An 11,622-nucleotide genomic window follows, 5' to 3' on the forward strand; every position below is an offset into this window, starting at 1 on the left:
GCCGCCCGCCCGCCCGCCCGCCCGCCCGCCCGCCGCCCGCCGCCCGCCGCCCGCCGCCCCGCCGCCCCGCCGCCCCGCCGCCCCGCCGCCCTGTGTCGTGGGTCCCGTGTCCGGCAGAGGGCTTTACGTGGCCACGATTGTTGTTATAGTTCATAACAACAATGATCGGGCGGACGGATGTGTCCGGCGACGTGGACGTAGCAGGAGAGGTAGATGGCTGACTATCAGGGGCGCTGGAGCTGCGTCGAGGTGCAGGTGGAAGATGGCGTTGCATGGGTGACGCTGAACCGTCCGTCCAAGCGCAACGCGATGAGCCCGACGCTGAACCGGGAAATGCTCGAGGTGCTCGATGCGGTCGAGCTGGACCGCGATGCGCAGGTGCTGGTGCTCACCGGCGCGGGCGAATCGTGGTCGGCGGGCATGGACCTGAAGGAATACTTCCGCGAGACCGACGGTCATGACGAGATCGCGCAGGAGCGGATCCGGCGCGAGTGCTCGGCCTGGCAGTGGCAGCGGCTGCGGTTCTACACCAAGGCCACGATCGCGGCGGTCAATGGCTGGTGCTTCGGCGGCGCGTTCTCGCCGCTGGTGGCGTGCGACCTGGCGATCGCGGCAGACGAGGCGGTGTTCGGGCTGTCGGAAATCAACTGGGGCATTCCGCCCGGGAACCTGGTGAGCAAGGCCGTGGCCGACACGATGGGCCACCGCCAGGCGCTGTACTACATCATGACCGGCAAGACCTTCACCGGCCAGGAAGCGGCGGCGATGGGCCTGGTGAATGCGTCGGTGCCGCGAGCGCGACTGCGCGAAGAGGTCAAGGCGCTGGCGGCCACGCTGCTGGAGAAGAATCCGGTGGTACTGCGTTTTGCCCGGCACGGATTCAAGCGCTGCCGCGAGCTGACCTGGGAGCAGAGCGAGGACTACCTGTACGCGAAGGTGGACCAGTCCAACCACCGCGACCCGGAGTGCGGTCGCGCCCAGGGCCTGAAGCAGTTCCTCGACGACAAGACCATCAAGCCGGGGCTGCAGACCTACCGGCGCGACGTGCCCGATCCGGCGGCGCCTGGCCAGGAGAAATAGACGTGCATGCGATGGAACTTCTGATCGGCGGTGCCCGTCGCGGCGCCGCCAAGGGCGCCACGTTCGAGCGCCTCGACCCCGTGACCGGCACGGTCGCGAGTCGCGCGCCGGCGGCCACCCTCGAGGACGCCACCGCCGCGGTGGACGCCGCCGCCGGTGCGTTCCCCGCCTGGTCGGCAACCTCGCCCGGCGAGCGTCGTGCGAAGCTGCTCAAGGCGGCCGACCTGATGGATGCGCGCGCGCCCGATTTCATCCGCGTCGGCGTGGCCGAAACCGGAGGCACCGCCGGCTGGTACGGCTTCAACGTGATGCTGGCGGCCAACATGCTGCGTGAAGCGGCGGCGATGACCACCCAGATCACCGGCGAACTCATTCCCTCCAATGTGCCCGGCAGCCTGGCCATGGCCGTGCGCCAGCCGGCCGGCGTGGTGCTGGGCATCGCGCCGTGGAACGCCCCGGTGATCCTCGCCACCCGTGCCATGGCGCTGCCGCTGGCCTGCGGCAATACCGTCGTGCTCAAGGCATCCGAGGCTTGCCCGGGCGTGCACGTCATGATCGGCGAAGTGTTGGTCGAGGCGGGGCTGGGCGAAGGCATCGTCAACGTCATCACCAACGCCCCGGCCGACGCGCCGGATCTGGTGGCCGCGCTGATCCGCGACCCGCGCGTGCGTCGGGTCAACTTCACCGGTTCCACCCGCGTGGGCCGCATCGTCGGCCGCCTGGCGGCGGAGTATCTGAAGCCGGCGGTACTGGAGCTGGGCGGCAAGGCGCCGTTCCTGGTACTCGACGATGCCGACCTGGAAGCGGCGCGCGACGGCGCGGTATTCGGCGCCTTCATGAACCAGGGCCAGATCTGCATGTCGACCGAACGTTTGGTCGTGGACAAAACCATCGCCGATCGCTTCGTGTCGATGGTCGCCGACAAGGCGTCCACGCTCAAGGCCGGCAACCCGGCCGAGAACAACACGCCGCTGGGCGCGCTGTTCTCGCCCGAGTCCGCCGCGCACTGCCGCGAGCTGATCGACGACGCGGTCTCGAAGGGTGCGCGCATCGCCTGCGGCGGCCAGATCGAAGGCACCATCATGCAGCCCACCGTGATCGACGGGGTGACGCGGGAGATGCGCCTGTATGGCGAGGAGTCGTTCGGCAACCTGGTATCGGTGATCCGCGTGGACGGCGAGGAGCAGGCCATCGCGGTGGCCAACGACACCGGCTACGGCCTGTCCGCGGCGGTGTTCAGCCGCGACGTGTCGCGCGCCTGGCGCGTGGCCGCGCGGATCGAGTCGGGCATCTGCCACATCAACGGCCCGACCGTGCATGACGAGGCGCAGATGCCCTTCGGCGGCGTCAAGGACAGTGGCTACGGCCGCTTTGGTGGCAAGGCCGGCATCGCCGAATTCACCGAGCTGCGCTGGATCACGATCCAGAACGAGCCGCGCCACTACCCGTTCTGAGTAGGCGCGATGGCCCTCGAGTGGCAACCCCCGCTGGATGACGCCGGCTTCCTGCTCGGCCCCTGGCTGCGGGCCGAGCAGGACTGGGTGCGCATGCCGCGCCTGGCCGGCATCGACCTGGACACCGCGCAGGCGGTGCTGGCCGAAGCCGGTCGCTTCTGCGCCGTTGTGCTGGCCCCGCTCAATGCCACCGGCGATGCCCAGGGCTGCCGCGTGGTGGACGACCAGGTGCGCACGCCCGACGGGTACGTCGCCGCGTACCGCCAGTTCGTCGACGACGGCTGGCCGGCGCTGGCGCGCGATCCCGAGTGGGGAGGGCAGGGCCTGCCCGGCCTGCTGGATCTGGCCTTCTCCGAGATGCAGGTGGGCGCCAACCACGCCTGGGCGATGTATCCGGGCCTGCTGGGCGGCGCGGTGGCCTGCCTGCAGGCGCATGCCACGCCGGAGCTGCAGGCGCGGTTCCTGCCACCGCTGGTGAGCGGCCAGTGGCTGGCCACCATGTGCCTGACCGAACCGCAGGCCGGCAGCGATCTGGCCCTGCTGCGCACGCGCGCCGAACCGGACGCTGACGACAGTGTGCGCATCAGCGGAGCGAAGCTGTTCATTTCCGGCGGTAGCCAGGACCTCACCGACAACATTGTCCACCTGGTGCTCGCGCGGCTGCCGGACGCGCCGGAGGGTACGCGCGGCATTTCACTGTTCCTGGTGCCGGACGTGCTGGAGGACGGCAGCCGCAACGGCGTGCACTGCGACGGCATCGAACACAAGATGGGGCTGCACGGCAGCGCCACCACCAGCCTGCGCTTCGAAGGCGCGTTGGGGTGGCGGGTGGGCGAGCCCCATCGTGGCCTGTCCGCGATGTTCGTGATGATGAATGCCGCACGCCTGCACGCGGCCATGCAGGGCGTGGCGCACGCCGCCCGCGCCAGCGCGCTGGCGCGGGACTACGCGCAGCAGCGCCGGCAGATGCGCGTGCAGCCGCGCGTGGACCCGGAGCAGCCGGCCGATCCGATCGCCGCCCACCCGCCGATCCGGCACCTGTTGCGCACGCTGCAGGGGTGGAGCGAGGGCATGCGCGCGGCCGCCTACTGGCTGGGGCATCAGATCGACCTGTCCGGGCACGCGCAGGACGAACAGACGCGCACCCATGCACGCATGCTGGTGGAGCTGCTCACGCCGGTGGCCAAGGCCCACTTCACCGAATGCGGCCACCTGCTGGCCAACCGCGCCCTGCAGGTGTTCGGTGGCTACGGCTACGTGCGCGAGTACGGCATCGAGCAGGTGGTGCGCGACAGCCGCATCGCATTGATCTACGAGGGCAGCAACGAAATCCAGGCGCTGGACCTGGTGCAGCGCAAGCTGCTGGCCGATGGCGGGGCGCGGCTGGCGGTGTTCACCGCCGTCTGCGCGGACATCGCCATGCGCGCCGAGGCCGCGGGCCTGGCGGGCCCGGCGCGGGTCCTGCGCAGGATGTGCCGGCGGCTGGATTCTGCGCTGCGGCGGCTGCGCGACGGCGCGGTCCTGGACCCGGAATTGCCGGCGCGCGTGGCCGATGCCTTCCTGCGCGCCACCGGACAGGTGCTGCTGGCCTACGTGTGCGTGCGCACCGCGCAGGTGGTGGCGGACAACCCCGCACCGCCGGCGCGGGCCCGCGGTGAACGCGCCACGTGGATGCTTGGCGAGCTGCGGCTGGAGTTCAACGCGCAGCTGGCGCGCGTGCGCGCCAGCTGACAGCGGCCGGTCAGGCGCCGTTGAGCGCGCCGGTTTCGGCCGCGCCATTCTCGAAGATTCGCACCGAGGCGCGTGTCGCCAGCGAGCGTGCCTGCGGCAGCGACACGCCGAGTGAGCGCAGCATCGCCTGGGCCATGTCGCGGCCGATCTGAGCCGGGGGCGTGGCCAGGCGCTCTTCCAGCACATGGCGCACCGTGATCACGGTCAACCCCATGATCACGAGGATCCCGCATTCCAGATCGATCCCGCGAAACCGGCCGGATGCCAGCCCGCGCGCCATTACCTCGCCCATGTTCCGATTGATCGGGGCCTGGGTCATGGTCGAACCGTCATTGAGCTTGTACAGCACGCGAGCTGCATCGCGCGAGCGGGTGGCGAACCGGGCGAACACGCACAGCGCCAGCGCCACGTGCAGCGCCGCATCATCCACGTCGGCAGTCACTGCGCTGATCTGCGCTTCGACCTTGCGGCGCACCTCCGCGCCGATCTCGCGCGCGAACGCGTCCTTGTCCTGGAAGTGGTTGTAGAAGCTGCCCTTGGCCACATCGGCAAGGTTCACGATCTCGTCGATGCTGACTGCGTCCACGTCACGCTGCGCGAACAGGGTGCGGCCGGCGCGCAACAGCGCGTCGCGTGTGCGGTCGCGGCGCCGGTCGGGGCGCCGGTCGGGGCGGCTCGCGGACGTGGCGGAAGTGGGGTTGGCGGACATGGGTCTCTCCCTGGCGACTTCCGAAAGGTAGCCAAAAACGGACGATCAGAGAATGGTTGACTGGTTCGAACAATTATGACCAAATGGTCATAAGGCGTCCGGCAGATAGATCCGGCAAGCCGAATCCATGGCCGATCCCGCCACCGCGGGCAAGGCCATCCGGACCATGCCGCGGCAGTCGACCGCAGGCATGGCACCCGCGAAACGGAAGAGCGGTAGCGAATGCACGACCTGCAGCACCAGGCGCACGTTCGGCAGGAAATCCGTCCAGGGGCTCACGTGGGCATGGCAGCGACGCTGCGCGTGAACGCGTGTGGTGGAGCCGGCTCGCCCGGCGTCGCGATCCTCTTGCGAAGCGACTTCCCCATGCCGGCACCCCGTGCCTGGGCAGCGCGTTGAGCACGCCACCGACAGCCCGAAAACAAGGCAATGAAAGGTTCGCGCGGGCGCCAGTCGCTCGCACTGAACAGTCCCGCAGCGCCACTCCGGCGGTCGGGGCATCGACACGTACAACTCATCGATTCGTCTCTTGGAGGGTTTGCCGCATGTCCTGTGCCAAGCTTAGTCGTTCCATGTTGTTCATCGCGATGACCGCGTGCCTGGCTGGCGCCGTGCATGCGCAGGAAGAGGGCGACGCATCCCCCAGCGAAGCACTCACCCTGGATTCGGTGGTGGTCACCGGCTCCAGCATCCGCGGCGTCGCTCCGGTGGGATCGGCCGCGCTCGGATTCAACCGCGAGCAGATCGAGTCCACCGGCCTGACCAACACCACCGACATCCTGCGCACGATCCCGCAGGTGATGAACTTCGGCGCGGACTCTTCGCTGCGTGGCGGTGGCGCGGTGCAGAACTCCACCCAGAACATCACCTACGGGCGCGGCATCAACCTGCGCGCGGTGGGAACCTCCTCGACGCTGGTGCTGCTGGACGGCAAGCGCCTTGCACCAGGCAGCGTCGCGGCGCAGCTGACCGACGTGTCCGCCATTCCGGAAGCCGCGCTTGGCCGGATCGAGGTGGTGGCCGACGGCGCCTCGGCGATCTACGGTTCCGATGCGGTCGCCGGCGTGGTCAACCTGATCCTGCGCAGACCCTTCGACGGCGCCGAAACAAGGATGGGATATGGTCTTGGCGACGATGCTTCGAGCTGGAACTTCAGCCAGCTCTTCGGCAAGACCTGGGGCGGCGGTGGCGGCTATGTCGCCTACCAGCGCCAGCAGACCGACCTGACCCTGTCGACCACGCGGCCGCACCTGTACGACGCCAACTTCACCCCATACGGACGCGCGGATGGGCGCAGCCTCTATGCGGTTCCGGGCAACATCCTGTTCTCCGCTGCGCAGGTTCCCGCCGGTGCGCCGACGCTCTACGCGCTGCCCCAGCATGTCGGCGGCGCGCTGGATCTCTCAGGCCTCTCCAGCGCCGATCCACACAGGCTCAACACCTGGGAAAACACGGCGATCATCCCGGACTCGGAGAATGATTCGTTCCTGTGGAACGTCAGGCACCTGTTCGAGAGCGGCGTGCAGCTGAGCTTTACCGGTTTGTACTCTGATCGCTCGTTCCGCGAACCCTACGCCTACGCCACCGCCACCCAGTCCACCCTGCTGGTGCCCGCCAGCAACCCATACAGCCCCTGCGCCACGACCAACTACGTCGCCAATCCGCTCGGCATCGATTGCGCCGACCAGGACATGCGCGTGTACTACCGCTCGATCGGCGATCTGGGCGTGGCCGAGCGATTCGGTTACGCCAAGCAATACTTCACCAATGTGGGTGCGGACATGCCGCTGGGCGAGGCCTGGATGATCAAGGGATCGGTCGGCTACTCCGGCGCCCGCGATCATCGCGGTCTGAGCAACCAGATCAACAACGCCGCCCTGGCGATGTCCGTGGGCAACTCGGTGAGCGGCACCACCGGTGCTGTCGTGGCACCAGGCACGCCCGGCAGCGTCTCGTTGCCCGCGGCCATCCCGGTGCTCAACCCGTTCTGCACCGGCTGCAACGACCCGGCGACGGCCGACTTCATCCGCGGCGCACAGTACATCGGCAGCCAGTACGACATGGTCGACGTGCAGGTGGGGGCCGATGGCCCGCTGTTCGAGATCGGCGGAGGCGAGGTGCGCATGGCCGCCGGCATCGCCTATCGCAGCGATCGTATGTCCGGCTACAACGACACCCAGACCGGCCTCGTCTACACCTCGCCGAGGAACATCTCGTTCCAGACCGCGGACTGGAGCGGAAGCCGCGACGTGAAGTCGGCCTACGCCGAGTTCTACGTGCCGCTGGTGGGCGAACACCAGGAGCTGGCCTGGGCGCGTTCGCTGGAACTGAGCATCGCCGGCCGCTACGACCGCTACTCCGATTTCGGCTCGACCACCAATCCCAAGGTGGGCCTGACCTGGAAGACCGGCGACAGCCTCACCCTGCGCTCGTCCTACGGCGAGTCCTTCCGCGCCCCCACCCTGGCCGACGCCTCGCCGATGGCGACGGCGAACGTGGCCGCGGGTCGTCCCGGCGGCGGCGTGCACAGCGCCGCGGAACTGGGCGTCACCTCGGTGCCGGCCGACCAGCAGCTGTACGTCATCGGCACGCAGGGCGGGCGGCTCGGGCTCCAGCCGGAGACGGCCAAGACCTGGACCGCGGGCTTCGATCTGCATCCGGCCGGCCTGCCCGGCTTCGAAGCTTCGGTGAGCTACTACAACATCGACTATCGCAACCGCATCGGCACCCCGTCCTCGGACATGGGATCGGTCGGCGCGATCACCCACGTCGAGCGTCTGTACGATCCCTTCCTGGCATTGAACCCGCTGTACTTCCCGGAGCGTGCCGCCAGCAACGGCAACTTCAACGGTTTCGACACCAGCAGCCAGGCCGGCTACGACGCCTACGTCTCTTCACTGATCAACGGATCGACTCCGGCGTTCACCGGGGCGATCGGCCCGGTCAACCAGGTGGCGGCGGTCAACGACGCACGCCGCTCCAACTCCGGCCGCCTGCTGACCGACGGTTTCGACATCAGCGTCTACCAGCGGCTGCAGAACGACTGGGGCAACTGGCTGCTCGGCCTGACGGCCAACTACGCGCTGAGCTGGGAAAACTCGCCGGTGGCCACGGGCGAGCTTCGCGACACGCTCAACGAGATCTACAGCCCGTTGCGCCTGAGCGGCCGCGTGCAGGTGGGACTGAGCCGCGATGCATGGTCGGCGCACCTGTTCTACAACTACCGCAACAGCTACACCAACACGCTCAACGTGCCGGTGGAATACCGCGATATCGATGCCTACAACACCTTCGACGCCAGCTTCAGCTACACCCCGGCGCTGGAGGGATTGCTGGGCGGCGCCACCCTGAACCTCAGCATGCAGAACCTGTTGGATGAGGATCCGCCGTTCGCGCTCAACAGCAACATCCTGTTCGACCCGCAGGTCGCCAGCGCCCTTGGTCGCTACGTGACCCTGCAGGTGAGCAAGAAGTGGTGACCGTCGTCCCGGGACGTGGCCGACCAGGCCGTCCCGGGTACCGCCACCGGTCCGGGAATCAGAGCTCCGGTGCGCACTCCCCGGCTCGGGGGCGGACACGACCGTGCGTCCCCGACCCCAACCGATCGAAGCCAAGCGAGGAAACACAGTGACAACGAAGACTACGCGTACCGTCGCAGCGGCCGTCGCACTCGTGCTCGCTGCGGGCGCGGCCACGGCATGGGCCGCCCAGCCGCGACGTGAGAGTGCCGCCGAGCGCAGCCAGCGCTGGTCCGAGCTGCAGCACCGCATCGAGCGCCTGGAAGCGGTCAAGGCGGTCGAACGCCTGCAGTACATCTCGGGCTACTACCAGGACCGCATGCTCTTCAAGGAGCTGCCGACGCTGTTCACCGACGACGGCAAGGTGCAGTGGATCCATGAGGTGTGGGAGGGCAAGGAGGCGATCAACCGCATGTGGGTCGACTACTTCGGCGCCACCTTCAGCAACGGCACCTTCGGCCCCGTGCCCGGTCGCCTGTTCGAACTGCCGCAGTGGCAGGAGATCGTCACCGTGTCGGAGGACAACCTCAGCGCCAGGTCGCGCTACCGGACCCTGGCCAAGATGGCGTACTACCGCGAGAAGGAGCTGTGGATCGCCGGCGTGTTCGAGAACGAATACGTGAAGGAGGACGGCGTGTGGAAGATCAGCAGCATGAAGTTCTGCAGCCCCTGGTCGGCCGGCTATACCGAAGGCTGGCAGGACGTCAGGTGGAGCGCGAACCCGGAGTGGATGCCCGCCAAGCCGGCCGGCATCGCGCCTTCGCGCCAGGCCTCCGCGGCGGAGGAGTGCAAGGACCGCTATCCCGACGTGGGGACCGAGGACTTCCACTTCCAACATCCGGTGGGAGGATCGTGATGCGCAGCCACCACAACCACAACCACAACGCCGCCCGGGGCGGAACCAGCCGCATTTCCACGCCGGCACTTCGCGCCACGGTCCTGGCGATCGCGGCGGTGCTGGCCTGCACCGCCGCCCACGCGCAGGAGATGACCTACGAGCAGGCGCTCAACCGCATCGGCAAGGTCAACGTGGAGGACGAGATCGTCCGCTTCCACCACGTCTACGGTTTCCAGCAGGACCATCTGCTGAAGTCGGCGCAGTCCGAACTGGCCCATCCCGACGGTACGTTCCTCTACAAGTACGGCGCATGGAAGGGGCTGGACGGCGCGCAACGGCTCTGGGTCGGCCACTGGGGCGCGTTCACCGGCTATGCCGACTGGCCGGTCCAGGGCGCTTTCATCGACCACAAGATGGCGCAGCCGGTGCTGACCGTGTCTGACGACCTCAACCACGTCAAGGCCTACATCCGCACGTCCGCCGACCGCTTCTTCTCGCACCGGCCCCGCAGCATTCCGTTCTCGAGCCTGAGCAAGGAAGGATCGGATCATTCGATCTGGTACGACATCGAGTACACCAGGCACGAAGGCTTGTGGAAGATGAGCCATTTCCAGGTGTGCATCGTCGCCGAAGGCGCCATCGCCACCGGCATGGCCAACCTGCCCAAGGCCGGTGTGCTTGGTGCGCCGGAGGACATGCCAGAAGACTGGTGGAAGAGTCAGGAGCGCCTGGTCGAGGACTACGCCTCGACCGTCGAGCCGCGTCCGGAAAACTGGCGTGGTCCCGACTACGCGTTCGAGCCTGACGACTTCGGCTGCTACTTCGCCAAGAACCAGGTGATGATCCATTCCGTCCTGCTTCCGTTCAACTTCCCCAACCCGGTGACGGGCGAGGAAGTGCTCTGGAAAAACTATTGAACCCGACCGGGAGGCACTGTTCCATGGGTATCAAGACCATCTGCACGGTCGCGGCAATCGTCCTGGCTTCGGCCGCTGCCACGGCCACCGCATCCGTACCGACCACCGGACAACTGGACAAGCTCGAGCACGAGGTCGTGCGGGCCGAGGACGTGGCGGCCATCAAGCGCCTGACCTACGCCTTCGGCTACTACCGCGACAAGTTCCTTGATGACCAGACGCTGCGCGTGTTCACCGATGATGCCGAGTACCACATCTTCAACGGCCGCTACCGGGGCAGGGATTCCATCGGGCGGCTGCTTGCCAGCGCACGCTACCGGCCCGAAGGCGCGCCGCCCCGGGTGCAGGGCCCGCAGCATGGCGTGCTCAACGACCGCATCCTGCTCCAGCACACGATCACCGTGGCCGATGACGGCCAGTCGGCGAAGATCCGTTTCAAGGACTGGACCCAGCAGGCGGTGCACGGCGTCAACCAGACCTACTCGCTGGGCGCCTATGAAGGCCAGCTGGTGAAGGTCGACGGGCAGTGGCTGTACCGGCGCCTGGTCGAGTGCACGCGCTACAGCGTGCCCTACCTGACCAGCTACCTGGACATGCCCCTGCCCGAACCGGGCCCGGTGCCGGAGTTCTACCCCGGCGATCCGGACGGCCCGGACTGGTACACCAACGAAGGCTGTCACCAGTTCCCCAACTACGGCCTCAGCCCGAAGCCGCACTTCGTGCACCCGGTCACCGGCGAGCCGTACCACAAGCCCTGACCAGGGCGTGCCACCCCCGCGCCGCGTCCGGCGCGGGGAGCGGGCGGCAAGCAGTCCGCCCGAATCCGGGCGATTGCCCGGCATACGCCCGGGCGGTGATCGGTGGGCGCTTGAGACCGCGTCGCGGCCAGCGCATTTCTCGGACAGCGCCGACTCTGCGTTTCGATGTGAGCCCGCTGTCCCATCAGGTACGACGGGGTGGCGAAGCCGCGCCGGGTCGCCTTGCGCGCTTTCGCGGCGCACAGGCCGCCAGACACGAACAGCCCAACATGAACAGCCCGACGTCCGCGTCGAGGCGGCGACATCTTCCTGTCGTTCGCGCCGCCGTTTTCATGTCCGCGCCGTGTGCCGGCCCCCCTCCGATGTCGCAGAACAGCCGCGCTGGCCGCCCACTTGATGGTGCGATGCAGCTTGCGAATCGGAATTCTTGTATGCAAGTATTCATGTGCATCGGGACACATGCAGCGCATGAAGGATTGGACCCCGGCCAGGGCCGGAACCTCAAGTGCCGTTCGGGATGAATCCGCCCCCGCGGTCTCCGGGCGGAGCGGGCAGCCGGCCGCACGCGGCAGCCCCGCGCACTGCATGGGACGACGGGAAGCTGCACGCCAAGGGAC

At 68.0% G+C, this 11,622-nt stretch carries 9 protein-coding genes; 7 read left to right on the plus strand and 2 right to left on the minus strand.

The window, feature by feature from the left end; translation table 11 throughout:
* Positions 1-213 precede the first annotated feature (213 nt).
* From ACW5EG_RS15680 to ACW5EG_RS15690, 3 genes are read left to right on the plus strand one after another with little or no spacing between them, the layout of a single operon-like run.
* On the plus strand, positions 214-1,080 hold the full coding sequence (locus tag ACW5EG_RS15680; RefSeq protein ID WP_457018443.1) for a p-hydroxycinnamoyl CoA hydratase/lyase: 867 nt from the start codon (positions 214-216) through the stop codon (positions 1,078-1,080).
* 11 nt (positions 1,081-1,091) lie between these two features.
* Positions 1,092-2,534 carry an aldehyde dehydrogenase gene (locus ACW5EG_RS15685; protein WP_457018849.1) on the plus strand — a complete coding sequence of 481 codons (1,443 nt, stop codon included), beginning with the start codon at positions 1,092-1,094 and terminating at the stop codon, positions 2,532-2,534.
* Positions 2,535-2,543: 9 nt separating this feature from the next.
* Positions 2,544-4,265, plus strand: a complete 1,722-nt coding sequence (locus ACW5EG_RS15690) for an acyl-CoA dehydrogenase family protein (protein WP_457018444.1) — start codon at positions 2,544-2,546, stop codon at positions 4,263-4,265.
* Between the two features lie 10 nt (positions 4,266-4,275).
* Here the strand turns inward: ACW5EG_RS15690 and ACW5EG_RS15695 are convergent, their stop codons facing one another.
* Positions 4,276-4,974, minus strand: a complete 699-nt coding sequence (locus ACW5EG_RS15695) for a TetR/AcrR family transcriptional regulator (protein WP_457018445.1) — start codon at positions 4,972-4,974, stop codon at positions 4,276-4,278.
* An 87-nt stretch (positions 4,975-5,061) separates the two neighbouring features.
* Positions 5,062-5,253: a hypothetical protein gene (locus ACW5EG_RS15700; protein WP_457018446.1), complete on the minus strand. Its 192-nt coding sequence runs from the start codon at positions 5,251-5,253 to the stop codon at positions 5,062-5,064.
* A 293-nt stretch (positions 5,254-5,546) separates the two neighbouring features.
* Here ACW5EG_RS15700 and ACW5EG_RS15705 point away from each other — a divergent pair, with 293 nt between their 5' ends.
* The 4 genes from ACW5EG_RS15705 (at position 5,547) to ACW5EG_RS15720 (ending at position 11,005) form a co-directional block, all read left to right on the plus strand.
* Positions 5,547-8,453 carry a TonB-dependent receptor domain-containing protein gene (locus ACW5EG_RS15705; protein WP_457018447.1) on the plus strand — a complete coding sequence of 969 codons (2,907 nt, stop codon included), beginning with the start codon at positions 5,547-5,549 and terminating at the stop codon, positions 8,451-8,453.
* A 148-nt stretch (positions 8,454-8,601) separates the two neighbouring features.
* Positions 8,602-9,348, plus strand: a complete 747-nt coding sequence (locus ACW5EG_RS15710; RefSeq protein WP_457018448.1) for a nuclear transport factor 2 family protein — start codon at positions 8,602-8,604, stop codon at positions 9,346-9,348.
* The gene (locus ACW5EG_RS15715) at positions 9,348-10,247 is read left to right on the plus strand and encodes a hypothetical protein (protein ID WP_457018449.1); all 900 of its coding nucleotides are present in this window, start codon (positions 9,348-9,350) and stop codon (positions 10,245-10,247) included. Before ACW5EG_RS15710 ends, ACW5EG_RS15715 begins: the two co-directional genes overlap by 1 nt.
* A gap of 23 nt (positions 10,248-10,270) precedes the next feature.
* The gene (locus ACW5EG_RS15720; protein ID WP_457018450.1) at positions 10,271-11,005 is read left to right on the plus strand and encodes a nuclear transport factor 2 family protein; all 735 of its coding nucleotides are present in this window, start codon (positions 10,271-10,273) and stop codon (positions 11,003-11,005) included.
* Positions 11,006-11,622 lie beyond the last annotated feature (617 nt).

Source organism: Luteimonas sp. A611 (genome assembly GCF_054072715.1).

Bases quoted from the DNA above. Each gene is read 5' to 3' on its own strand.
- ACW5EG_RS15680 (WP_457018443.1), top strand. From the start codon at position 214: ATGGCTGACTATCAGGGGCGCTGGAGCTGCGTCGAGGTGCAGGTGGAA.
- ACW5EG_RS15685 (WP_457018849.1), top strand. From the start codon at position 1,092: ATGGAACTTCTGATCGGCGGTGCCCGTCGCGGCGCCGCCAAGGGCGCC.
- ACW5EG_RS15690 (WP_457018444.1), top strand. From the start codon at position 2,544: ATGGCCCTCGAGTGGCAACCCCCGCTGGATGACGCCGGCTTCCTGCTC.
- ACW5EG_RS15695 (WP_457018445.1), bottom strand. From the start codon at position 4,974: ATGTCCGCCAACCCCACTTCCGCCACGTCCGCGAGCCGCCCCGACCGG.
- ACW5EG_RS15705 (WP_457018447.1), top strand. From the start codon at position 5,547: ATGTTGTTCATCGCGATGACCGCGTGCCTGGCTGGCGCCGTGCATGCG.
- ACW5EG_RS15715 (WP_457018449.1), top strand. From the start codon at position 9,348: ATGCGCAGCCACCACAACCACAACCACAACGCCGCCCGGGGCGGAACC.
- ACW5EG_RS15720 (WP_457018450.1), top strand. From the start codon at position 10,271: ATGGGTATCAAGACCATCTGCACGGTCGCGGCAATCGTCCTGGCTTCG.